This is a genomic window from Microvirga massiliensis (assembly GCF_001006805.1).
GTDB lineage: Bacteria > Pseudomonadota > Alphaproteobacteria > Rhizobiales > Beijerinckiaceae > Microvirga > Microvirga massiliensis.
This window is the reverse complement of the sequence record NZ_LN811362.1, coordinates 5,652-30,288: the sequence shown is the minus strand read 5'-3', so window position 1 is coordinate 30,288 and position 24,637 is coordinate 5,652. Positions and strand designations below refer to the sequence as shown.

General features: G+C 65.8%; 20 protein-coding genes and 1 pseudogene. 20 read left to right on the top strand and 1 reads right to left on the bottom strand.

The genetic code is table 11. From position 1 onward, the window contains the following. The first annotated feature begins 91 nt into the window (after positions 1 to 91). From BN1233_RS43540 to BN1233_RS31035, 20 genes are read left to right on the top strand one after another with little or no spacing between them, the layout of a single operon-like run. Positions 92 to 3,067, top strand: coding sequence for an eCIS core domain-containing protein (locus BN1233_RS43540; protein WP_052764000.1), 2,976 nt, complete (start codon positions 92 to 94; stop codon positions 3,065 to 3,067). A gap of 5 nt (positions 3,068 to 3,072) precedes the next feature. Then, a complete protein-coding gene (locus BN1233_RS31120) occupies positions 3,073 to 3,987 on the top strand; it encodes a Pvc16 family protein (RefSeq protein WP_046867566.1) in 915 nt (304 codons plus the stop codon). 24 nt (positions 3,988 to 4,011) lie between these two features. Then, positions 4,012 to 5,943: a phage tail sheath subtilisin-like domain-containing protein gene (locus tag BN1233_RS31115; protein WP_046867565.1), complete on the top strand. Its 1,932-nt coding sequence runs from the start codon at positions 4,012 to 4,014 to the stop codon at positions 5,941 to 5,943. Between the two features lie 10 nt (positions 5,944 to 5,953). Beyond that, positions 5,954 to 6,391 carry a phage tail protein gene (locus tag BN1233_RS31110; RefSeq protein WP_046867564.1) on the top strand — a complete coding sequence of 146 codons (438 nt, stop codon included), beginning with the start codon at positions 5,954 to 5,956 and terminating at the stop codon, positions 6,389 to 6,391. 3 nt (positions 6,392 to 6,394) lie between these two features. Beyond that, a complete protein-coding gene (locus BN1233_RS31105) occupies positions 6,395 to 6,766 on the top strand; it encodes a hypothetical protein (RefSeq protein WP_046867563.1) in 372 nt (123 codons plus the stop codon). Further along, a complete protein-coding gene (locus BN1233_RS50845) occupies positions 6,709 to 6,918 on the top strand; it encodes a DUF6760 family protein (RefSeq protein ID WP_048709290.1) in 210 nt (69 codons plus the stop codon). Before BN1233_RS31105 ends, BN1233_RS50845 begins: the two co-directional genes overlap by 58 nt. Continuing rightward, on the top strand, positions 6,915 to 7,643 hold the full coding sequence (locus BN1233_RS31100; protein WP_046867562.1) for an ELAV/HuD family splicing factor: 729 nt from the start codon (positions 6,915 to 6,917) through the stop codon (positions 7,641 to 7,643). Before BN1233_RS50845 ends, BN1233_RS31100 begins: the two co-directional genes overlap by 4 nt. 3 nt (positions 7,644 to 7,646) lie before the next feature. After that, positions 7,647 to 8,336 carry a CIS tube protein gene (locus BN1233_RS31095; RefSeq protein ID WP_046867561.1) on the top strand — a complete coding sequence of 230 codons (690 nt, stop codon included), beginning with the start codon at positions 7,647 to 7,649 and terminating at the stop codon, positions 8,334 to 8,336. Next, positions 8,329 to 9,546 carry a phage late control D family protein gene (locus BN1233_RS31090; protein ID WP_046867560.1) on the top strand — a complete coding sequence of 406 codons (1,218 nt, stop codon included), beginning with the start codon at positions 8,329 to 8,331 and terminating at the stop codon, positions 9,544 to 9,546. The genes BN1233_RS31095 and BN1233_RS31090 overlap by 8 nt, the downstream gene beginning before the upstream one ends. A 9-nt stretch (positions 9,547 to 9,555) precedes the next feature. After that, positions 9,556 to 10,188, top strand: coding sequence for a phage baseplate assembly protein V (locus BN1233_RS31085; protein ID WP_052763999.1), 633 nt, complete (start codon positions 9,556 to 9,558; stop codon positions 10,186 to 10,188). 10 nt (positions 10,189 to 10,198) lie between these two features. After that, entirely contained in the window at positions 10,199 to 10,477 is a 279-nt protein-coding gene (locus tag BN1233_RS31080; RefSeq protein WP_046867559.1) for a PAAR domain-containing protein, read from the top strand. 4 nt (positions 10,478 to 10,481) lie between these two features. Further along, positions 10,482 to 10,901 carry a GPW/gp25 family protein gene (locus BN1233_RS31075; RefSeq protein ID WP_046867558.1) on the top strand — a complete coding sequence of 140 codons (420 nt, stop codon included), beginning with the start codon at positions 10,482 to 10,484 and terminating at the stop codon, positions 10,899 to 10,901. Beyond that, entirely contained in the window at positions 10,898 to 14,071 is a 3,174-nt protein-coding gene (locus BN1233_RS31070) for a baseplate J/gp47 family protein (protein ID WP_046867557.1), read from the top strand. The genes BN1233_RS31075 and BN1233_RS31070 overlap by 4 nt, the downstream gene beginning before the upstream one ends. Positions 14,072 to 14,073: 2 nt before the next feature. Further along, the gene (locus BN1233_RS31065) at positions 14,074 to 16,407 is read left to right on the top strand and encodes a baseplate J/gp47 family protein (protein ID WP_046867556.1); all 2,334 of its coding nucleotides are present in this window, start codon (positions 14,074 to 14,076) and stop codon (positions 16,405 to 16,407) included. Continuing rightward, the gene (locus BN1233_RS31060) at positions 16,404 to 17,414 is read left to right on the top strand and encodes a hypothetical protein (protein WP_046867555.1); all 1,011 of its coding nucleotides are present in this window, start codon (positions 16,404 to 16,406) and stop codon (positions 17,412 to 17,414) included. The genes BN1233_RS31065 and BN1233_RS31060 overlap by 4 nt, the downstream gene beginning before the upstream one ends. Next, positions 17,411 to 18,310 carry a hypothetical protein gene (locus BN1233_RS31055; protein WP_046867554.1) on the top strand — a complete coding sequence of 300 codons (900 nt, stop codon included), beginning with the start codon at positions 17,411 to 17,413 and terminating at the stop codon, positions 18,308 to 18,310. Before BN1233_RS31060 ends, BN1233_RS31055 begins: the two co-directional genes overlap by 4 nt. Beyond that, positions 18,307 to 19,554 (top strand): phage tail protein, encoded by a 1,248-nt coding sequence (locus tag BN1233_RS31050; RefSeq protein WP_046867553.1) that lies wholly within the window; start codon positions 18,307 to 18,309, stop codon positions 19,552 to 19,554. Before BN1233_RS31055 ends, BN1233_RS31050 begins: the two co-directional genes overlap by 4 nt. Positions 19,555 to 19,556: 2 nt before the next feature. Next, entirely contained in the window at positions 19,557 to 20,573 is a 1,017-nt protein-coding gene (locus BN1233_RS48630) for an Ig-like domain-containing protein (protein WP_046867552.1), read from the top strand. A 25-nt stretch (positions 20,574 to 20,598) separates the two neighbouring features. Then, positions 20,599 to 22,146: a DUF11 domain-containing protein gene (locus tag BN1233_RS43530; protein WP_048709288.1), complete on the top strand. Its 1,548-nt coding sequence runs from the start codon at positions 20,599 to 20,601 to the stop codon at positions 22,144 to 22,146. Positions 22,147 to 22,156: 10 nt separating this feature from the next. Next, the gene (locus BN1233_RS31035; protein WP_046867551.1) at positions 22,157 to 23,002 is read left to right on the top strand and encodes a DUF11 domain-containing protein; all 846 of its coding nucleotides are present in this window, start codon (positions 22,157 to 22,159) and stop codon (positions 23,000 to 23,002) included. 834 nt (positions 23,003 to 23,836) lie between these two features. Here the strand turns inward: BN1233_RS31035 and BN1233_RS31030 are convergent. After that, positions 23,837 to 24,530: pseudogene (locus BN1233_RS31030) on the bottom strand (integrase core domain-containing protein). Positions 24,531 to 24,637: the final 107 nt, after the last annotated feature.

Here is a 24,637-nt window from a genome sequence, read left to right as displayed (position 1 = left end):
GCAGCAACGCGTCGCACCGGTGCGCGCCAGCCGACGGTCCATTGGACCCGCCGCGGGGACGCTTCCGCGCGGGAGTGCGCCGAAGGCGAGTGTGCAGGCGCTGCAGCAGACGAGCGGCAACGCGGCGGTCAGTCGAATATTGAGCGGCGGACGGCCGCTCGAGCCGGACGTGCGCGCCGACATGGAGCAGCGCTTCAGGGAGAATTTCTCCGCCGTGCGCGTGCACACCGGGCCGGCGGCTGGTCGCGCTGCCGATGCGCTCGACGCCGAAGCGTTCACGCACGGACGCAATGTCGCTTTCGGGCCGCAGCGCTACGCACCGCGGACCCGCACGGGCCGAGAGCTCCTCGCGCACGAGCTGGCGCATGTCATCCAACAATCGCGCGGCGGTACGCGACAAGCCGAGAGCTCCTTGCTCGAAACCGGCGCGGATCGTGCCGCCACGGCCGTTGCCGCATTCGGCACCGCGCCGGTTGCGGTTGCGGGCGCGAGCGCGGTCGGTATCGCGCGTAAGTCCAAGACGGTGCCGAAGAAGCCGGAAGTCGGCACGGTCGCCGAAGCCAACAAGATGTGGGGCGACCTCGGCAAGGAGATGAAATCCGTAAACCCCGCGAAGGCTCCGCAGCGCCGGAATGCCCCAAAAGCAAGCCGCATCGGTCGCGGCGGCAATTCGGCGAATCCGCTCGCCATGCCGAAGGAAGGTGTCGACATGCCGTGGGTCGGCGAGCTCAGGTCGGTGCCGCAGAAGCCTGGCGGCAAGGCGCGCAGCAAGAGTTCGGAGCTCGGTTACCGTCGCGACCATAAGGCCTTCTGGCGTGAATACGCCAAGAAGTGGGGCGGCCATCTGAGCAAAGCCAATCAGGCGCTCATCGCCAAAGGAAAAGCCCCGAAGGTCGATGCTCACTGGATCAAGTCGCACCCGGGGCACAGCCGCTACCGGAATCAAATCCTCATCCATCATCATGTCGGCCAGGGCAGCCGGGCCGTCGCGCTCCCGGTCACGGTGCATCGGATTCATACGCTGCTGCACGGCAAGTCCGCCGAGATAAAGCCGGGCGAAAAAATACCGCCGCACAGCCCCGCAGATCTCCGCCGTACGAGCGAGGCCCGGCGTCAGAAGGCCGTGCGCGAAAAAGCGATACCCAAGGGCACGCGGCGGCCTGCGGGAGATCCGGCATCGCAACTCGCCGCGGTTCCGCGTGAGCAACGCAAGCCCGTATCCGGCAAGGAGAGCGCCGACGTGGCGGCGGAAGCGAAGCGGATCAGGCAACGTGACCGCAAGGCGCGCGCCAGGACGACGAAAGCAGTTGCCTCGAAGACGCCGACCGCTACTGGTCCACTGTCCGCCACGATGAAGGCGAGCAGCAAGAAGTCGCAGCTGGGTGGCATGAAAGACGCCGCCACCAAGATGCCCGAGACGCCCGCCGCGACCGCGACGCCGCCAAACGCGGCGCCGACACCCGCGCGTGCGAAGCGAAAGCGCCCGGCAGGCGCGCGGCGCAAGCCCAGCAAGAAGGCCTCGACGAAGGCGAGAAATCCGAAGGCGCGCGGCAAGCCGTCACTCAAGGCAAAGGGAAAGATCCGCGCCAAAATCAAATCCAAGGTGCCGCGCATGAAGATGCGTGGCCGTGGCGGCAAGTATGTCGGGGCCGCCGTCGCTGTGCTGGGCCTGCTGACGACGGCGGGTTCGGCCTACGCCAGCACGAAGCCGTCCGAGACGACGGCCGGTGGTGCACCGCCGACGAGCGCTACCGGTCCGGGGAGCGCCGCCACAGCGCCGGCCGGCCCCGGCTCGGCGCCCGATCCGGCCGCGCTCGCCGACGTGGCCGAAGCCTTGGACGCCGAGTCCGGCGCGGATGCCGCCGACGTGGGGACCGACGATGTCGCCCCGGATGATGCCGCCGCCGACGCAGCGGATACCGAGGGGGGAGAGCCGGGCGATGTGGATGAAGCGCCGGCTGCCGCCGATGCCGAGGCGCCTCCCTCGAAGCTATCGATCGCCGGCGACCTCATGAGCGCGACCGGCGCCCTCACCACCTCGCTGCCGCTCAAGGGCAAAGCCGCGAAGGTCGGAGGCGGCGTCGGCGCCGCGCTCCAGGTCGCGGGCCTCGCCGCGAAGCTGAAGGACATGCATGCCAAGGGTGCGTCCAAGACCGAGATGGCGGAAGCCGCCTGGGGTGCAGCTGCGCAGGGCGCCGCCGCGCATGTGATCCCGACCGGCCCGGTCGGCATGGCGGTCAACATCGCCAATGCCGGCGCGCAGGCGCTCGGCGCGCCGCAGGGCGCACAGGATTCGCTCGCGATCGCGTCGGACCTGGTGCCGTCCAACATGGCGGCGCAGTCTATCGGCGCGACCGGTCCCATGCTGGCGCACGCCGCGACAGGCAACTGGAAGGATTTCGATCGCGGCGCCGACAACATCCTGGCCGGGCAGGCGGGACCCGCGCTGCAGGGCTACTTCGGCGTCGTCACGCTCGGTGTCGATGCGCTCTCCGGCAAGGACATGTGGAGAAGCCTCAACCAGGTCACTGCCAAAGGAAAGGGATCGGTCGCCGACCGTGTTGGTTCCTACCTCGGTGACGAGACCTACAAGTTCATCAACCGTGATCTGCCGGAGGCGGCCGAGTTCGCCAGCAAGGACATCGCACGCGTGAAGAAACGCATGAGCGACGCGAAGTCGGCGGTTACGCAGCGTGCCGGCGCGATGGTGGATGCCGCCAAGGGCGCCGCCGAAGGCACGATCGCGCCAGTCAAAGAAAAGACCACGGCGATCGTCAACTCCGTCAAGCGCGGCGTCGAGCAGAAGGTCGACGCCGTCGCCCAAAGCGTGGCGCAGAAAGCGCAGTCCGCCGAAAAGAAGATCGATGAAGTCAAGAAAGCCGCATCGGAGCGAATCGACGACGTGAAGGCGACCGTCACCGACACGATCGATGCAGCTGCCGCCAAGGCCTCGAATGTCAAGGAGGGCGTCCAGGAAGGGATCGCGGAAGCCCGCAACGCGGTCACCGAGAAGGCCGCTCCGATTCGCAACAAGATCAACGCGCTGCTCGATAAACCCTGGTTCTGAACACGATGTTCGATGCGCTCAACACGATGCTGAAGGATCTGATGCAGTCGCGGGTCCCAGCGCTCGCCGGTGCGACCAGCGTCGGCTTCGAGCCACCGGGCGAGGATTGGAAACGGGCACTCAGCAACGAGACGCGCCTCAACCTCTATCTCTACGACATCCATGAGAACCGCAAGCTGCGCACCAACGAGCGCGAGCGCGTGCGCCTTGGCAGCATGTTCACGGAGCGGCCGGCGCCGCCGCGCATCAACTGCACCTACATGGCGACGGTCTGGAGCGGCATGACGTTCAACCTGCCGGCCGCGGAGCCGACTCGCGCCGAGCATATGGTGATGAGCCGCGTGCTCACCGTGCTGCTCGCCCGCTCTGCGCTCAGTCCAACCGAGATCTATTCGGGCGTCCCAATTCCGTCTGGCAACGACATCAACGCAATTCCTGCTGCGCTGCGCGGTGAGGCCCTCCCGCTCGAAGTCGTCATGCCGGATGCCCTGAAGGAAGCGATGGAATTCTGGAGCTCCATGAAGGCGCCCTTGCGTCCGGCCCTTCACATCACCATCACGGTTCCGTTCTTCCCCGACCTTCCGGCGCGCGAGTCCCCGGCGATCACCACGCTCACGACGCAGCACCGGATGGCGGGCGTTGTGCAAGCAGCCGAACGCCTCATCACCATCGCCGGCGAAGTGCAAGTCGCCGACGCCTCGTCGGTGTTCGGTGCCTGGGTGCAGTTGCGCGGGCTCGCGCCGGCCGACGTTTCCGGCATCGAGCGCCTCGCTGTGACCGATACGAACGGCCGTTACGTATTCGACGCGCTGCCGGCGGGCCGCTACCGGCTGCGGGCTGTCTCTGCCGGCGTCGGCGATGTCCAGCGCGAAATCGACGTGCCGAGCGACAGCGGCGAATACGACCTCCAATTCCCTTGAGTTCGAGCGGAAAGGACAGCGACCATGGCCGTGCAAGTCTCCTATCCGGGCGTCTACATCGAGGAATTCACGCCGGCCGCACCCATTGAAGGTGTGGGGACCTCGACGGCGGCCTTCATCGGCATTGCGGCGAGCGGTGAGATCGGCTTGCCCGTGAAGCTGACCTCATTCGACAGGTTCAAGCAGATCTACGGCGAGCTTCCGGTCTCCGGCTACTATCTCTGGTACGCCGTCAAGGGATTCTTCGAGAACGGCGGCCAAGTTTGCTACGTGGTGCGCGTCAGCAACGCGAAGTACGCCACCGCCGGCGCTCAGGATGGCAGCAACACGCTGGTCTTCAACATCTTAGCCCGCAATGCCGGCGAGCTTGAATACAACGTCGCAATCGCGTCGGACAGTGCCGTCACCGCTGCCGAGCCCGCCGTCGCGTCCGGCACAGTCAAGACCATTACTGGCCGGGCCGTCGATCTGACCAACGCCGGCGAGGCAGCGGGCTTCGCGCCCGGTGATATCGTCTCGATCGTCAGCGGCCCGAGCGCCGCCGCAGTGCTCTCGGTGTCAGGGTCAACGCTGCGCCTGTCCGAAGACGTGCCGGCTGCCGCCCTGAACAAGGCCATCACCATCGCACCGCTCGGCGTAGGCACGAAGACGATGCGCATCGACCCGGCAACGTACCCGTTGCCCGACGGCGCGCTCGCTGCCGGCACCGTCCTGCAATTCACCAAGGGGAGCGATAAGGACGCCCAGATTGTGGACTCTGCGGATGCGCATCCGCAGACAAAGACTTATAGGGTGCGGCTGCGCACCGGATTGACGAAGACGTTCCCCGCGAGCAATGCCACGAAAATTGCGTCGCTCGAATTCAAGTTGACTGTTACGGTCGGCGGAACGCCGGTCGTCTACGATAAGCTCGCACTCGATCCGGCGCATCCGCGTTACTACGTGGATGCCATCAATAGAACCGGCGGGCCCGTCACTGTCGCGCCGCTGCTGCCGCCGCCCGCAACGAGGCTGCCGGACGCGGTTCCGGCCAAGACCTCGGCGGCCAAGATCGGCGGGGGTGATGATGAAGATCTGCCGAACATCGACAACACGCATTTTGCCGACGCGCTCAACGCGCTCCGCAACATCGACGACGTCAACATGGTGGCGGTGCCAGATGCGGTTCGGCTGAAGGACGACAAGTTTACTGCCGTCCAGCAGGACGTGATCGGTCACTGCCTTCTAATGGGTGACCGTGTCGCGGTTCTCGATACCAAAGCCGGACTGGACGCAAATGGTGCCGAGGCGGTGGCGCCATCGCTGGAGAACACGCGTGGCTTCGCAGCGCTCTACTATCCATGGTTGCGGACCATGCCGGCGACCGCGGGCCCGCCAATCCTCGTTCCTCCCTCCGGCCATATCTGCGGCATCTATGCGCGCTCCGATACGACGCGCGGCGTCCACAAGGCGCCCGCCAACGAAATCGTCGGCGGCGCGATCGGCACCGAGATCGTCTTGGGCGACATTGATCACGGACAGCTCAACCGCAAGGGCGTCAACGTGATCCGCGTCTTCCAGGGCGGCGGCCGGCCGGTGGTTTACGGGGCGCGCACCACATCGAGCGACACCAACTGGCGATACGTCAACATCCGCCGGCTTTTCCTCTACCTTGAGGAGTCTATTCAGGAAGGCATCCGCTGGGCGGTATTCGAGCCGAACGAGCCCGGCCTGTGGGCAAAGCTTAGGCGCTCTATCTCGGACTTCCTCACCCGGGCATGGCGTGACGGCGCGCTGTTCGGCGCAACCCCTAAGGAAGCGTTCTATGTCCGCATTGACGAGGTGCTCAATCCGGACGCCGATCGCGCGCTCGGACGGCTGACGATCGAGATCGGCATCCGGCCCTCCTACCCGGCGGAGTTCATCATCGTCCGCATCGGAATCTGGCAAGCGGGCTCGGAAGTCAGCGAAGGTTAAGGAGGCCGATATGGCGCAGACCGGAAAACGCGTCGATCCGTTCGTCAACTTCAACTTCCTGGTGGTGATTGACGGGATCTCGCGGGCCGCCTTCCACGAGGTATCGGGCTTCGATTCGTCGATCGACGTGATCGAACACCGGGAGGGCGGCAAGCTCACCGTGCAGAAGCTGCCGGGCCTCGCGAAGTTCGGCAACATCACGTTGAAGTGGGGCATCACCAGCGACCGGCAACTCTACGAGTGGCACCGCGCCGCCGTCGACGGGAACCTGCAGCGCAAGAACGGCGCGATCGTCTGTCTCGACCGGCAGGGAAACACGGTCGCGACCTGGAACTTCTCCGATGCGTGGCCGTCGAAATATGACGCGCCGGACTTCAATGCTGAAGGCAACGACGTAGCGATCGAGACGCTCGAACTAGTTCACGAAGGCCTGGAACGGGAGCAATGAGCCATGTTCCGCACCGAGTATGAATTCACGCTGCCGCGCGGCTACGTCGATGCCGACGGTCAGCTTCACCGCGATGGGCTGATGGGCCTGTCGACCGCGGCTGACGAGATCCTGCCGCTGCGCGATCCGCGCGTGCAGAAGAATCCTGCCTACTTGGTGGTCATTCTGCTGTCGCGGGTCATCACCCGGCTCGGCCAGCTCAAGGGCGACGAGATCACGCCCGGCGTGATCGAGAAAATGTATGCCGCCGATGTCGCCTATCTGCAGGACTTCTACAACGAGATCAATCAGGTCGATGCCGCGGACGTGCCGGTCACGTGCCCGCACTGCCAACACGCGTTCAATGTGGAGCGGCCATCGTTGGGGGGATCCTAAGCTACCCCCTCCAGCGGCTGCACGAGGAGGTAGCTTTCGTGGCGTACCACTTCAACTGGTCCCACGACGACATCGCGGCCATGACCCACGCTGACAGGCGCAACTGGGTGCGCCAGATCAGCGGCATCAACGAGCGGATCAACGGTCAATGAGACAGACAGGCGAGATCACGATGACGGTGCGGCGCGTGGCGCGCGACATTCGCTTGCTCAAACGCTCTGGGCTTCGTCGCCCCATCGTTCGGGTATGTCTGCGTCCCCTTCTGACGCGTTCGTTTGGAGCCGCGCCCGGCGGCCTACGCCCGATACATCCGGCGGATTTCACGTTTTTGCGCACCCTGCAGCCCGTGACGGTCTCGATGCACACGCGAGGCGGCAGCGGTGCGCCCTGTTACGAAACACGCCTTTCACTCTCAGTCGCCGGCAACTTCGCCGCGCAGGAGATCGAAGCAGTGCCCGCACGGATCTGTGAAGCCTGTCCGCGACCCGTCACCATGCTGTTCGTCGATAATATGACGCAGCCGGGCGCCGGCACGATCGCGGCCGCGCAACCGCTATTGCCGCGACTCGTGCAGGTCGCGGTGCGACCACCGACCACCTCCGCGGCGGCGACGCGACAGGATGGCCCGATGTCCCACGTGCTGGCTCGCGCTGCGGGGCCGCCATCAGTGGCGATGACGGTGCGCCGCGCCTCGCTTGCGACGGAACCGGCTCCTAAGTCAGTCGAGCCGCGGCGCATCGAGCCGCCCGCGCCGGATCCGCGCGCAATCCGCGCCATGGCGCTCGCACCCGACGTGATCCGCGCCGTCAGTGACCAGGTCGTGACCGCGATTGACCGGCGCATGCTGGCGCGTCGTGAGCAGTTCGGAAGGAATTGAGCCATGCCGTCGCTCGAGAAGGCCACGATCACCAACACCGTGTCGGGCGAGCGGATTGAGGTTCTTCTCAATCCGGAGGAGTATACCGTCAACCGCGACGTCAGCTACGCGCAAACTGCCGTTCCGGGCCTGAGCGCCCCTATCATCCAGTTCGTCAACGGCAACGCCGAGACGCTGGAGATGGAGTTGTTCCTCGACACCTACGAGTCGCATCGATCCGGCAGCCGTGTTCTCAATCAGCGTGGCGATGACGTGCGGGGCTTGGTGAACCGGGTGACCAGCCTCATGCGCATTGCGCCGCAGACCCACGCGCCGCCGGTGCTGCTGTTCACCTGGGGCTCGCTGTCGTTCACCTGCGTGCTGTCGCGGGCGTCGCAGCGCTATATCATGTTCCTAGCGGATGGCCGCCCGGTGCGGGCGCGGCTGCAGGTGACTTTCACGGAATTCCGCAACGTCGATCTCGAAGCCAAGGAAATCAAGCGCCAGACTGCCGACTACACGAAGCGTCACATTGTGCGCGATGGCGAGACGTTGTCGGGGATCGCGGCCGCGGTCTACGGCGATCCCGCCAAATGGCGGCCGATCGCGATCCGCAATCGCATCGATGTTCCGCGACAACTGCGTGTCGGCACGGCGCTGGCGATTCCGCCACTGCCGTTCCGCGATCCACAGACGGGGGTGCTGCATGCCTGATGGCGTCCCTCCTTATTATGTGCCCCGATATCACTTGGAGCTCGGCGGCACAGCGATCCCGGCGACGCTGCAGGCATCGATCGCGTCAATCCGGCACGACACCGGGCTCGAAGGCTCCGACCGGGTCGAGCTCACAGTTGTGAACGAGAACCTGCGCTGGCTTGATCATCCGCTGTTCAATCTCGATCGCAGCCTGACGCTGTCGTTCGGCTATATGCCGGACCGCGCGATGCAGGTGTTTGACGGCATCATCGTCAGCAAGACCGCTGAGTTCCCGGCAGCTGGCGCCCCGATGATCACGGTCGCCGCGCAGGACCGTAAGCAGCGGGCAGGCGAGGGGACGAAGTCGCGCTGGTTCGGTATCCCGATCCCGACCGTCGGCAATTTCCCGCTGCCAGACGCGCTCGTCGCCGTAATCGCGAGCGCCGAGAACGGCCTAATGCCGATGATGGATCCGGTCGGCGCCGGGATCTCACTCCTTCTCAGCACCGCCGACATCCTAGGGGCGCTCGGCGATCCGGATGTCGCCCAGCAGGCGATCCGCAAGCAGATCGGAGAGTCCGATCTGGACATGCTGGAACGTCTCGCGGTGGAGAACGGCTGGGAGTTGGTGATCGATCACGACGGACCGTTCGCCGGTTTCGCGCTCCACTTCATGTCGCCCCTCGACCGGCTGTCCACCGAAGTGGAGCTCGCATACGGCCGCACGCTCATCGAGTTCACCCCGCACCACAGCAAGGTGGGACTGATTCTCGCCGTCACGGTGACCGTGTGGGTGGCGCCAATCAAGGCGAGCTTCGCGTTCACAATCGGCTGGGACTGGGACCGGATGGCGTTCACGGTCGACGTGCGACCGGCGCTGATGCCGGCGCGTGGCGGCCCGACCGCTTACAAGATCGACGAGCCGGTGACACTCTCCACTGCGCCGCGGCGTGTGATCTCCGAGCTCATTCCGCGCCTCAACAAACGCCTGACCGGGGCGGGCCGCGCTATCGGCGATCCACACATCCGCGCCGGCGCTGTCATCAAGCTGCTCGGTCTCGGCAGCGAGTTCGGTGGACTCTATCGCGTCACCTCGGCCACACACACGATCGATTCAGCTGGATATCTGACCCGCTTCGAAGCCCGCAAGGAGATCTGGTTCGGCTCGATACCGGCACCCGAGCAGGGGGCGGTCCCGATCCGTCTCAGCGGTCCCGTCAACGTGTGAGAGCGCGCCATGCCCGACGAAACGTTCCTCAATGCCGGCGTCGCCAAGCGCAAGGAGCCGCACCGTATCAGCAGCGTGGCGGTCGCGACGGTCATCAACAACATCGATGTTTCCGGACTCGGCCGCGTGCAGATTGAGCTGCCGTGGCTTCCGGGCGCGCAAGCCTGGGCGCGGGTCGCCACCATGTCGGCCGGAATGGCGCGCGGCACCTGGTTTATTCCGCAGATTGGCGACGAGGTGCTGGTCGCGTTCCATCACGGCGACGTGGCGGAGCCATTCGTGATCGGTTGCCTGTGGAACACGCTCGACCGCCCGCCGGCGCTCTTGCCGACCGACGCGGTCTCGAAGCGCATCATCCGCTCGCCGCTCGGGCACGAGATCGAATTCGACGAGCTGCTGCAGTCGATCACCATTACATCGACCACCAAGCAGAAGGTAAAACTCTCGCCCGAGAAGGTGGAGGTCACCGCCGGGCTTGGCGCCGCGTCGATTGAGGTGACGACGCTCGGCACCGTCTCCATCCGCGCGCTCACCTCGCTCACTATCGAGGCGCCGAGCATCACCATCTCGGCGACTGGTGTGCTGAACCTGCAGGGCACCGGCACGGTGTCCATTAATGGAGCTCTCGTGAGGATCAATTGAGGATCACGTCATGCCGCCCGCCGCACGCGTGCTCGATCCGACCAATCACCCGGGTCTCATCGCCGGTCCGGGCGTTCCCACCGTGCTGATCGGCGGCATGCCAGCAGCCGTCGCCGGCGACAACCACGTGTGCACCATGCCGCCTCTCGCTGGGCCCCATCCGCCGAGCCCAATGGCGCCGGGGAATCCCGCGGTGCTAATCGGCGGGCGACCGGCTCTGCGACTCGGCGACCTCAGCGGCTGCGGCGCCGTGATCGTGGCCGGCGCGCCGACCGTGCTGATCGGGTGATGCCATGACCGACACGCGCCAGAACGACGACAAGGCCTTTCTAGGTGTAGGCATGTCTTTTCCGATCAGCGTCGCGACCGATGGCGAAATTGCGAGCGTGGCGCATGAGGAGGATATCCGTCAGGCGCTGCGCATGATTCTCGAGACCAATCCGGGTGAGCGCCTGATGCGTCCCGATTTCGGTGCCGGCCTGCGTGCGCTCGCATTCGAGCCGCTCAACGCCACAACCGTTGCGCTCGCGCGCCACCGCGTCGAGACCGCGATCGTGCAGTGGGAACCGCGTGTTGATTCCGTTAGCGTCGACGTTACCACCGATCCGCCGCTCGGGCGCATGATGATCGATATCCGCTATCGGATCCGCGCCCTCAACACGTTCTACAATCTCGTCTACCCGTTCTACCTGATCGAGGGTGACCGCGCATGAGCATGCAGGACGCCCCCATTCTCGACCCGCGGTCCGCCGAGGAAATTCTGGCGGCGCTCGATGCGCGGCGCGGCGGCTACGTTCCGGAGCTGAAGCCTGGCTCCCAGGGTATCGCGCGCGCCCTGATGGAGATCGACGCAAGGCTGGTCAATCTTGTGGCGGGTCGCGTCAACCGCACACCGGGCCGCGCCAAGCTGGCGTTTCTCGATTTGCTCGGCGTCGGTCTCATTCCGTCGGCGCCAGCCCGCGCACCAGTTGCGTTCAAGCCGCTGCCGGAAGCCGGCGACACCCGGGTCGGAGCCGGCGTTCGCCTGGGTGCACAAGTTCCGGGCTCACCCGATCCTATCTTCTTCGAGACGGAAGAACCCGTCGCGGTCGCAGCCGCGCGGCTCATCCAAGTGACGTCGGTCTGGCCCGCTGGCGACGTCATCACCGACCATTCGCTCGACCTCGCGGGCGGCCGGCCTTTCACGCTGTTTGCCAGCGGTAAGCCGGTGGAGCACGCGCTGTATCTGGCGCACGAGGGCTTCTTCACGTTCGCGGGCGGCGCGAGCGTTGAACTCGAATTCACACTCGCGACACCAAGCAGCAAGCCGCTTGCGCTTTTGTGGGAATTCTGGGACGGACAGGCTTGGCGCCAGTTCGCGGATTTCGATCGGGCCGCGACGTTGCGCAGCATCGACGGCACCGCCGGCATGACGCGCTCTGGCATCGTCGTCCTGCGGGTTTCGTGCGGGGAATCCGAAAAGACCCGCGTGGGCGGATGCGAAGCGCATTGGGTGCGCGTGCGCACCGCGAAGCCGCTGCCGCCAGACCCCGAAAGCGCCCTTCCACAGGTGCAGCGCATTCGTGTCCGCGCGGCCGCCAATCGCGCCAGCGTGCGCACCGATAACGCATTCGCCGACGCGAGCCGGCTCGATCTCACCCAGACATTTCATCCGTTCGGACTGCAACCGCGCCCGGGCAATGCGTTCTATCTCGGCTGCCGCGACCTGATGACGAAGCCGAAGTCGATCGCAACCGTCACCCTCGCGGTCGAGGTTCCGTCGACCGGCAGCGGTGGCACAGCGCTCGTTCCAACTATCGCGTGGGAGTACTGGAACGGACGAGCATGGACAGCGCTAAGCGTGCTTGGTGAAGCGTACAAGTTTCAGTCTGGCGGCAACGTCGAATTTACGGTGCCGGACGACGCGGCGGAGACGAGTGTCAACGGTGTCAAGGCGCCGTGGCTACGCGCCCGCATCGTCTCCGGCGGGTATGGCGTCGTGCGTTCGCTCACCTGGAAGGATCCAGGGGGCACCACCAACACGATTAGCGTGACCCAGACGGTGGCGCCCGCCGTCAAGACCATCACGATCTCCTACCGCTGGCGCTCCGGCTTCGAGTATCCGGAGCAATGCCTGACCGACAATGATTTTCAGGTCGCCGACCGCACACTCCCGGCCCGAACCCCAGGCACGCCCTTCCCGCCATTCAATCCGGTCAGCGACACGCTCCCCACGCTCTATCTGGGTTTCGACAAGCCGCTGCCGAACGACATAGTCGGCCTGTTCTTCGACCTCGAACGAAGCGTCGAAGCGCCGCAACCTTTGGTCTGGGAAGCGTGGACCGGCGAGTCGTGGCGCGAGCTGACGGTGGAGGACGACACCAATCATCTCTCGAAGCCCGGGACCGTTCGCTTCATCCCGCCGCAAGTGCTGGCGCGTCCGCGCGCGGAGATGCGCCGCGGCGAGGGCAAGGTCATTGGGCTGCGCGATCCGCTCGCCGCCGCCCTGTTCGCGCCCGGCGATCTCGTCGACCTCAAGTACGGGGATGTGGCAGAAACCGCGACCGTGGCGGCGACCCGCGATGGGGCGGTCGAGACCACGACGCCGCTCAAGGAGATCTATCCGGGCGGCACCCTGACGCGCGCGGCGCTCCCGCGCTTCGGCATGCCGCTGGACTGGGTGCGCGTTCGCCCGAAACAGCAGGGGGCGCCCCGACGTCTGACCGTGCTGCGCATAGCCCTCAATGTAACCTGGGCGGTGCAAACCTTCACCATCACCAACGAGACGCTCGGCTCGGGCAACGGCCAGCCTGGGCAGGCACTGTTCTTCGTGCAACGGCCGGTGCTCGAGGATGAACGCATCGAGGTGCGCGAACTCGACGGACCTCGGGCGGCGGTCGAGTTTTCGATGCTGCGCGACGAGCTGCTGGCAGGAGGCTTCACTGACGACGACATCCGCACCGAGCTCAACGTGCAGACGGGGTGCATCAGGGAGGTCTGGGTTCGCTGGCGCGCCAAGCCGAGCCTTCTATTCTCCGGCCCGACGGACCGCGACTACGTCATCGAGCGCAGCATGGGCCGGATCGTATTCGGCGATGATCGCTTCGGCCGCATGCTGACGGTCGGAGCCAATAACGTCTGCGCGCGGCAATACCGCACCGGCGGCGGCATCACCGGAAACGTGCCGGCGCACGCCATCAATCAGCTTCTCGCCGGCGCTCCACTGGTGCAGTCGGTGAATAATCCGATTGCCGCGACCGGCGGTGCCGACGGCGAAACTCTGGACTCGGTGAACCGCTACGGGTCGGCGGTGCTGCGCCATCGCTATCGCGCGCTGAGCACGGCGGATTTCGAGCAATTGGCGCGCCGCGCGTCTCCAGCGGTGGCGGCGGCGCGGGTCGCGGCCGCTACGCAGCCGAACGGCCGCCCGGAGCCTGGCTGGGTCACCGTCATCGTGGTGCCGTACAGCGATGATGCGCAGCCGGTGCCGAGCGAAGGCTTAATGCGCAACGTGCGGCAGTATATTGCCGCGCGCGCCCCCGCCTCGCTCCATCCGGACCGCATCTCCATCATTCAACCTACCTATTTCACGGTCGACGTGGCGACAAGAGTCCGGCCGCGCCATCCGGGCAGTGCCGGCCCGGTACGTGCGCTCGCGCTTGATGCCATCCGGGCATTCCTGCATCCGGTGCACGGAGGTCCGCGCGGGGAGGGTTGGCGCTTTGGCGAGGACGTGTGCCTCGCCGATCTGGCGCTCGCACTGGTGAGCGCACCGAGCATCGAAAGCGTGCAGACGCTCGACATCCTGGTGCGTGGCGTTCCGATCGGCGACCGGTTGGACGTGCCGGCGAACCAGCTCGTCGCAGCTGGCACCGTCATCGTCGACGTCACGAGTGGGGAATAGGCATGCCGCTTCCGCTGCCAGATCTCGATGACCGCCGATGGCTCGACCTCACCGAGGAAGCCCGCGCGCTGATTCCGCGCCACGCCCCGCAATGGACGAACCACAACATCGCCAATGCCGGCATCATCCTGATGGAGATGCGCGCTTGGCTCGCGGAGCAGACGATCTACCGGGCCGGACAGACGACTGATCGGCATCGGCAAAAGTTCCTGCACCTCGTCGGTCACGATCCTGAGGCACCACGGCCCGCGTGGGCTACCCTGAGCCTGTCTGTTGCTTCCACCGCGAAGCCGCTCCCCGTGCCGGCCGGTGTGGTGTTCGAGGCGCTCGTCGGCGACGGAACCGTGCCGTTCGCGACCCGCGACGCCGTCACCGTGCATCCGTTCGAAGTGGCCGTGGTGCAGACGGGCCAGCAGGCGGATACCGGGCTGTTTCGCGATCATACCCGCGATTGGCGCGGTGGCTTCCCGGTGGCGGCGTTCGGGGAGAATCCCGAGATCGGCTCGGCCTTCTATGTCGGCTTTGAGGCGCTCCCGGCCGGTGCGGAGTTCACCCTCGGCCTGCAATGGCAGTGGCCACCGGATTCACGCGCCGAACGCGAAGCACTCATCGCCGAAGCCGTGCGCGCCCGGCGCGCCTGCCGAGCTGTAAAGCCGGCGATCCAGTGTCCGGGCGTTGTGGCGCCGCCTGATCTGCCGGAGCCGCTGCCGCCACATCATTCGGTGAGGCTCATCTGGGAGGTTTTCACCGGCGCGTGGACGCCCCTTCGGGTCGCCGATGGAACGACGCCGCTCAACGCCGGCGAGGTCTGCGACGACACGCGCGCGTTCACGCTTGACGGCATCGTGCGCTTCAATCTTCCGCCAACTATCCAGAAAGTGGCTTTCGGCGCGGTCGCGACGCCGTTGTTCTATCTGCGCTGCCGGATCGTCGAGGGCGCGTTCGACGCGGCGCCGCAGCTCGTTGGCCTGATGACGAACGCCGTGGTAGCGGAGCAATCCGTTTCTGCCACGCAAGCGCTCGCGCTGCCGCCCGGCACCAGGGTTTCCGGCGCCCTGCCGATGCCGGGCGCGACGACCGGTGTCCGCATTGGCCGCGGTCCGGACGGGGCGATCAATGCCGTCACGTTCGCGGCGCCCGGACCCAGCGCGCCGACTTCGCAGCTGTTCGCTTACACGGCGCCTACGGCGACGCAACCCGGCAGCATGACGCTCGACATTGTGCTGGTCGGACGCGGCGACGGCAGGCCAGTGCAACGCTTCACTGTTCCTGACGTGCCGATCGCGGAAGACACGCTGCGCGTCTTCACGCAGTTTGGCAGTGCGTGGCAAAGCTGGCGTGTGCGTCGCGATCTCGATGCATCAACGCGGGACGATTTCGACGTTGCCGTCGACATGATGCGCAGCGATCTCACCTTCGGGGACGGCGAGAACGGGCGCGTCTGCCCGGACGGCGCCGACGTCTTCGTCGCCTGTCGTCGCACACTCGGATTGCCCGGCAATGTCGCAGCTTCTACGATCACTCGGCTCGCGCCGCGCGTCGAGAACGCCGTCGCGCTCGGTGGCACGTCGGCAGTCACCGCGCGTAATCCGCGTGCCGCCGTCGGCGGCCACGCCGGCGAAACCATCGCCGAGGCTACCGCGCGCGCCCTCAATGTGCTCTACGCGCACGAGCGGCTGACGGATTTCGTGCAGGATCGCGGCGCACTGTCACTTGACGGCCAGGATCTCAAGGCGGCACGGCAACTCGCTGCGCCCACCAACGGCGTCGACCTGATCGACCTTGAACGGCTAGCGCTTGGCGTGCCGGGAACGCGCGTGGCGCGCGTGCGCGCCTACGCGGACCTGCATCCCGACTACGCCTGCCTATCCGCTCCGGGCTCCGTGACCATCGTCATCATTCCTTATCTGCCACGCATGCGGCCGGAGCCGAGCCCGCGCCTCCTTCGCACGGTGCGCCGTTATCTGGAACAGCGCCGTATGGTCACCACGTGGCTGCACATCACCGGACCGACCTACGTGGTGGTGGCGGTGCGCGCCAGGATTGTCGTGGAGGCGGGCTTCCGCGCCGCCGACATTGTCCGACGCGTCGAGGACGCGTTGTCCGCCTATTTCGATCCGCTGACCGGCGGTACCAACCGAAACGGCTGGCCGTTCGGTCGCGACGTCTACCGTGCCGAAATCCTGGCGCTCGTGCGCCGTCAGCGCGGCGTCGCGCAGATCAGCGAGCTCGCATTGATCGCTGAGGGCAACGAGCCGTCCTGCGGCAACGTTTCGGTCTGCGCGACGTCACTCGTCGCACCGGGCCAGCATGCGATCGAGGTGGTGCCGTCATGAGCGACATCCTGGACCATTCCTTCAACCGGGTTCTGTGGCGCGACGGCGACCGACTGACCGCCGCTGACCTGCAGGCCGAGGTGGAGCGCGATCAGGTTCTGCGGAGCCTGCACGTCGCGCGCCTGCACGGCACCTGGGGTATCGCGCTCGGTCTTGATGTGCGCGCGGTCGAGGCAGGACTTGGCGGCGCCAAGCAGGTCGCCGTCGGGGCCGGCTATGCGATCGACCAGCAGGGCAGGGATCTCATTCTGCCGACCGGAATGGTGCTCGATATCCCAGTCACGCCGCAGTCGACGATCTTCGTTCTCTGCGCCGCCGCGGTGACGACGGAGGCGTTGTCGACGGCAACGGATGCGCCCATGATGGAGGGGCTCGATCCGCGCATCGAGCGTGCCGCCTTCGTCTGGCGCACGGCACACGACGCCCCGTTCGCCAACGAGGTGCCGCTCACCGCGCTGCGTGCCACGAACGGCGCGTCAACGGGCGCGCTCGATCCCAGCGTGCGTCGCTTGGCGCAGCGAGCAGCGCGCCCCTACATCGCGACCAGCATGACAGATCTCGGCGCCACGGACTGGCAACTCTCGCGCGATGCGCCGTCGGCGTCGATCCAAGAAATGATCGCACGCGTCGACACGACGGATGCGGGCTTCTCAATGCTGCCTGTCTACGCCGCCAGGATCATGATGTTGAAGGTCCAGCCGTCGACGTCCGGAATGCTGGCGGGGGCGCCGCCGGACCCCACGCTCGTTGTGACTCCGGAAGACCTTATGGCGCTCGAGTACGGCTACATCGTGCAGACTGATCGGACCTTCTTCGAGTATCGGGTTCCCATTACCGACATCTCGACGTTGGAGTTTGCCCGGAAGGGTTGGGCGATCGGTTGGGAGGGCATCGAGCCGCTGCCCGATTGTGGTCCGAAGTGGAGCGCACTGCACTTCTTCACGCTGGCTGGGCTGCGCCTGTCGATGCTGCGTTTCTCGACTCCCGCTTCAGGAGTTCACCTATGAGCGCCGGCACCGATATTCCCGAGATCGAGCGGATTGTGTTCTTCGATGGTCAGGTCCTGCAGCGCCGCGATCTCGCCGAGCTGCAGCGGACGCATCGAGAGCTGCGCTGGCTGCACAATCGGAGCCTGCACGCCTGGGGCATCGGCTCCGGCCTGCTCGTCGCGGGCGCGCGCGGCGACAGCGTGGTCACGGTCGAGCCCGGGTACGGCATCGATTGCCTGGGCCGCGAGATCATCCTGACGACGCCACGCGTCCTCACGGTGCCGTCGAATCCCGGCGTTAACGGTGACGCGATCTATCACCTAATCGCTCAATGGCAGAGCGACGATCAGCAGACCGTGGTGGAGGTGCGTGACGGAAGCTGCACGGCGGGCGGTGCCGTACGCCTCACCGAGGAGCCGCTCCTTTCGTGGCAGCGGCCGGGCGCGATCCTCGAAGGCCATGGTCTCGTGCTCGCAGAAATCCGCGTCCGCAATTGCCAGCTCAATGCGCTCGTGTCGCTCGCGGTGCGGCGCTCGGCCCGCGCATCCGAGCAGCCTTACGTGTTCGCGGGCGAGACGGCGGCGGGGGGCACCACTTGGGATCCATGGCGGAACCAGGCCGACGGCAACATGATCGGCGTTATCACCGTGGTCGATACATCAGCGGCGCGTTTTCGCGCCGTGCCGCGCTACATCGTGGAAGTGATAGGACCGCGCTTCTTCACCTCCGGCGGCAGACAGGGTCTTGCGCTGGGCATTACAGTGTTGCACGAGCCGCGTCCCGATCGCATCCAGGTCGGAGTTCAGTGGTGGCCTTCGCCGTCGCATCAGGTTCTGGTTGATCCCATTGCTGCGCCAGGGCTCATCGGCCAGACGCTGCGCTGGCGCGTCGCCTGGATGGGGATCGAGGCATGACGGCGCTCGTAACCCTCTCCGGGTATCTTCACGCCAACGCTGGCGGCGCGTGGCCGCTCGGCACGATGGAATGCGTGGCGGTGACGGCCGATGGCGCCATCACGCTCGCGGTCGCCGCGATGATTGACGGCAAGCCGGTCTATGAACGCGTCGGCCTGGCGATCATCGGCCCGCTCACGACGGCTCTGCCGGAGACGCCGTGGTTCAAGATCGAAGCCACGAAGCTCGATCAACCGGCCTCGACCCGGACGCAGATCTTCTACGCCACCGATGCAACCGCACCGGCCGCGAGTCTTGCGGCGGCTCAGCCGTTCAGCGACAACTGGCAAGCGCTGCCGCTCGATCAGACGGAAGGCGTGGTCCGGCTTCCGTCTGCGCAAAAGCTCTGGATTGGGCTCCTCCTGCGCAGCACCGGCGAGGACACGCCGCGCTTCGACCAGATCTGCGTTACCTATGGCCGCGACACCTCGCTGGCGTATCTGCCGGAGATCTTCCGGCGCGATCCCGCCGCGCAGGAATTCCTCGAACGTTTCCTCGCGCTCGGCGACAGGGAGTATCAGGTGCAGGAACGCCTGCTCGATCGTTTGCCTATGCTGTTCGATGCGGCGAGCACGCCGGCTGGGGGAGAACCGGCGTGGCTCGATTGGCTCTCCGGCTGGCTCGCGGCGGAACCGTCGCCCGTGTGGACGGCGGGCGAGCAGCGCGCGTTCCTCGCCGAAGCGTTCACGCTGTACGGCCTGCGCGGGACCATCGAGGGTCTGCGGCGGATGATCAAACTCTACGCGGGCGTCGAAGCGCGCATTGTCGAAGCCGGGATCGGCTATGCGCCGTGGTCACTCGGCCGCGTCTCGCGGCTCGGCTTCGACACGCGGCTCGCCAACGCGGTGCCGGAAGGCGCGGTGGTCGGCTCGACCGCGACGCTCGGCCAATCTACGATCGGCGACTGGATCCCATTCGGCGCGCCGATGTTCGAGCAGCGCGCACACCGCTTCTGCGTCGAGATCTGGTGCGCGGAGCTGTCCAAGCCCGGCGCACGCGAGCGCGTTCGCGCCACCGTGGAACGTGAGAAGCCGGCCCACACCGTGTTTGAGATCCGCGTGATCGAGCCCTCCATGCGGATTGGAATCCAATCGCAGATCGGTATCGACGCGATCGTCGCCGAGGCACCGGCCGTCGCCGTCCTGCCGGCCGTACTCGGTACGGCAACGGTCGCGGCGAAACCACAAGACTGTCCGGAGACATGACCATGCCGACACCCGCCAGCATCGCGCCGACCGTCTTCGAACGGAACAACTTCTACTACGGCAAACTGATGGACGTGGATCAGTTCTGGAAGGACGCGATTTACGCGAACGGCAAACGCTGGATGCTCAACCGCGTGATGTTGGCCTCCGGTACGGCAGGAGGCCTCGACGTCGTCGGCGATATGACGAATCCGGGCTTCGGGTTCATTCGGCCGGGCCTCGCCATCGATCCGGTAGGACGCGAGCTGGTGCTGGCGGAAGACACGCTGGTCGATCTCGCCCAGCCGACCGACGATCTCGGCGTTCCAACCGGCGCACGCCTGACCACCGGCGTCACTGAGATCGCGCTCGTATACGCCGAGCGCCTCGTCGATGCACAGCCGATTCTGGTTCCCGATTGCGACGGTTCAGGGCAATGCGCGGCCGGCACCGTGCGGGAGGACGTGATTGTCGTTGTGCGATCGGTGACACAGCCCGCACCCGTGCCTGCCGGCTGCACCTTGCCGGGCCTGACGTGGTCCGACCCCGTGCAGCTCCACGCGCAGCTTTCGCAATGGGTCCGCACCGCGCTGCCCGATCACGTGGCCGATGTCGCGGTGCCGCTCGCGCGCTACGACGTGGCGCAGAACACCATCAACAACTCCATCCGTCCGCTCGCGCTCGGCAGCATGCGGATGTTCGAGCTGCTGCAATGCCTGAGCGGCCAGCTCGTCGCGCCGACCGCTATGCGGTTCCTCGAATATCGCGGCGGCGACGGACAGGAGGGCGATGCCGGCAGGACGCTCCCGACGGCGCTCGAGGTGCGTCTCATCGACGGCCTGGGACAGCCGGTTGCCGGCGAGACCGTGCAGTTCGTGCCGGACAGCGGCGGACGCAGCACCCCGAAGCAGGTCGAGACCGACGACGACGGCCTCGCCAAGGGGAAATGGAAACTGGGCTCGGCCGTCGGCACCCAGCACATGGTGGCGAGCGTTACTGGAGCCACTACTACGGTCACGTTCACGGCGACAGCGAATTGAAGGCTGCTTGATCGGAGGGCAACACATGTCGAACCGGACGTTGATGAGGGAATGCGGTTCCTCGGATCTCGCCGGACTTGAACGGGTCGCGTTTTTCCCCGGCCAGCTGCTCACTGCCGTCGACCTGACAGCGGAACAGGATCACGTGCGGGAGAAGCTGCGCCGGCATAATCGCTTCCTGCACGGGTGGGGCGTGGTCTGCGGGTTGACGATCGTGGCCGATCCGACCGACGAGCAGCCCTGGCGCTTGCGCATCCAGCCCGGCTATGCGCTCGACCAAGCGGGCGACGAGATCTTCGTCGGTGAATCCGTCCACATGGATCTGGCGAAATGCAGCGCGGGGGCAGCAACCGATCCGTGCGAGCCACGGCTCCTGCGGCCCGGGAGCGGCGGCACGGGCACGATCATCCTCCTCGCTATCAAGTATGCTGAGTGCAAGGCGCGCCCTGTGCGGGCGATGCCGGCGGGCTGCGGCTGCAGCGATGAGACCTGCGAGTTTTCTCGCATCCGCGATTCCTTCTCCATCGAATGCCTGTCGGATTTGCCGGCCTCGCACGCGGTGATGCCGCATCGGACCTTGTGCGACATCTTGGAGCAGAAATTGCCGGTTCCGTGCCCGCCGGTGCCGCCTGATCTCTTTGTCGTAATCGGGCGGATCAAACTGCCGCCCGCGCCGGCGACCAAGATCACAGACGACCAAATCGACAACATGACGGATCGCCGCATCGTGTTCAGCGCGGCCATGCTACAGGAGCAGTTGATCGCGTGCTGCTGCGGCGATGCCACTACCCGTAGCGTGAGCGCAGACCTCGCCATCGACAAGAGGCTGTCGCGCAACGGCCGTACGGTGACGTGCGACATCGCCGTTACCAACAATGGGCCGAGCCGGGCCGAGAACGTCGTGGTGACCGATACGCTCGGCGGTGTCACCGTCGCGCAGGTGGGTGGCTTCGAGCCGGATCAGAGCTGGACGAGGCGGAATCCGTCGGCGCCGCTGGTCGCAGCGCTTGGCGCAATGGAGCCGGGCCAAGTGGTACGGTTGCGCTTCCAGGCTATTATGCGCGAGCGTGGCGTGTTGACGAATCGGGCGCGCGTGACCAGCGACACCGTCGACCCCGATACTCACAACAATGAGGTCGTCCGCTCGCTCGATCTCGGCTCCGCTGAGCCCGTGCGCTCCGACCTGGGCGTCAAGCTCGATTTCGAGCGGCGGGAAGGTCTCGCGCGCATCGCGGTCCGTGTCCACAACGGCGGCCCGAACGCGGTGACTGGTGCACTCCTCAAGCTCGTTATCAAGTCTGATCCGCTGCCGATCACGGTGGTCACTGAGGGCGCGAGGGCGCCAACGGGTCCTTGGACTAGCCCGTTCCCGAGGCAACGGATGCAGACTTGTCAGCTCGATGCAGTGCTAGGCGCGATAGCGGTCAACCAGGACGAGGTCCTCACTGTGGTCATCGAGAAAGCTGCCAGGGACAATGCCGTCGTCCGGGTGGAGGCGCATGTGGAGCCGCCGTCCGGCGCGACCGATCCGAATCCCGGCAACAATACGGACCAGCAATCGTTCGATTTGTGAGGCCGGAGTCATGTCCCTTCGCCGAATGATGTTCAGCACGGCGCTGCTGCAGGAGCAGGTGATCGCCTGCTGTTGCGGCGTGCGGCCCGGCTCAACTGCGGATCTCGCCGTCGACAACACGCTGTCGTTGGAGCGCGGGGTAGTGACCTGCGCCTTCACGGTGATCAATAAGGGACCCGCGAAGGCCGAGAACGTAGTGCTTACCGTCACGCTCGACGGCGTCCCGGTCGGGCGACTGACCCGGTTCGAACCGGATGGGAGCTGGAAGCAACGCGATCCTTCGCGGCCGCTCATCGCCGAACTCGGCAGCATGCAGACCGACCAGACGGCCCGGTTGCGCTTCTTGCTCTTTCCGCACGGCAGCGGACTGCTTACCGCCAAGGCGAGCCTGGAAAGCAATACCGTCGATCTCGATCACTCGAACAATGAGGCCGTGCGTTCGATCGGCATTGCGGCACAGATGCTGCGCGCCGATCTCTGGGCTTCGGTCACGACCGGCGTCTTAGCTGCCGATCGAGCGCGGATCGACGTCACTGCCGGCAGTTGGGGCCCGGCGACAGTCTTCGGCGCGAGACTGAGGCTTGAGATTGGAAGTTTAGGCTCGGAAATTGTGAGATTCCGAGTAATCTTTGTGAACCCACAATTGGGCCCCCCGCCGTCAGGTCTCGTCGCACGGTGTAACCTCAACGGGACATTAGACATGCTGGAAAGCGGCACGAGTCGTGTGCTGTCTGCGGAAATCAGACGAGCGAGCGGAGGCAGGAACTTGGGCGTCACTGCGAAGATCGCCCCACCAACGGGAATCACCGACCCTACGCCTGAGAACAACAACGAGTCGACGGAGCTCGAATTCTAGCCTGATCGTAGTGAGCGCCATGGCAGATACAAAACACTGTGCATGCGGACCTCCCGGCGCTATGCCGCGCGTCGACTGGCAACCGCACTCGCCTCTATCGGCGCATGCGCTCGCGACCGATCAGGCGTGGCGCCATCAATTGATGCGACGGCACAACCGCTTCTTGCACGGCGCCGGAGTCGTGTGCGGGCTGCACGTGGTTCCGGCCGCCGAGACCGGGCGGCCGTGGGCAGTCCGCATCTGCCCGGGCTACGGGCTTGGGCCGCACGGCAACGAGGTCTCGCTGTGCTGCTCGGTCGTCGTCAATATAGCCGAATGGTTATGGTCGCGTGATCCACCTGATGCGGCACGCGCAATTGTGGCGCTCCAACCGGCCAGAACGTCAGACAGTATGTGTTCGCAGCATTGCGATCTGTGGAGCCACGCGCCGGTGCAACGGAAAGCCGCCTCTACGCGAGCGCTAGCAGTTGCCAGGATCCTGTGGGAGACATCTGGGACGGAGCGGGAGGCCGCGTTGGCAGTGGATATTTGTCGTGACCTGCCGCCATGCGTCCGGTGCCCGGACGATCCGTCACTGGCGCTAGCATATGTGAAGATGCCGCACGATCGGTCGACGCCGATCACCGAAACCGATATCACGGCCGTCAGCTCGGGAGTTTCCTGAGATTTGACATTCGACTGCGCAATTTGTCGTCTCAATGAAGGCCAAAAAACTTGTAAATTTGCTTTGTATGCAGGCAGACTGGCGTGACCGTGATTACTTAATGCTCCGACTCAGATCGTCGCGTTCCCCCGCGGATAAAGAGGCGTCGGATCCGGGGCCGCTTGAGGAGCTTACGTGTCCAGATGCGAGACGTCCTTGGCTGCGACGACCTTGAGGGCCTGGGGCAGAGCCTCTGGATTGGGCGGCTTATAGCGCCGATTGGCCAGGGCTGGCGTAGCCTGTAGGCGACTTCGCACGGCCTTCTCGGGCGAGGTGCCCTGGAGCACGCACTGGCGTCTCCTGTTGTAGGCCTGATTGAAGCCCGTGAGCAGGATCTCGACGTCACGATGGCTGGAGATCGTGATCCCGAGCACCTCGCGCTGCACGCGTCCGTTGAAGCGCTCCACGAGACCGTTATCCGGCATGATGCCTGCGGTGCCTGTCTCGTCCGGCTGTTCTCCTGGGAGGACAGCGTTATGGTGAGCCCATCCGGGACGCGGGGCCCTTGAGGATGCGATAGACCGCATCGCGGTTCAGATGCGGCAGGAAATGCGCAACCACAAAGGTCAGATCATCGAGGGGAAAGCCAGTGGCCTGCCGCAGGGCACAGACGATCGCCCGCTCCTCGCCGCTGGCCTTCCAGGGCAGCTTGTGGGGGCGGCTCGAGCGATCCTGGCATTCCTGAACGCCTCGTTTGCGCCATTTGCGGATCATCTCGGTGCTGACCCCAAACCGTCGGGCCAGCACGCCGGTGGGCTCGCGTGAGCGGGCAATCTCGATCCGGACGGCCGGGGTGGTGCGCGCTTGGGGATGAATGGCCAGCATCAGATCCTCCCTCGCGCCCGCAGCGGTAGTCTCATTCCGTCAAAGCGCCAGGCATATTCCTCAATCGCCCAACGCACCCGGTCCCAACAACGTCTCGCCACCAAACA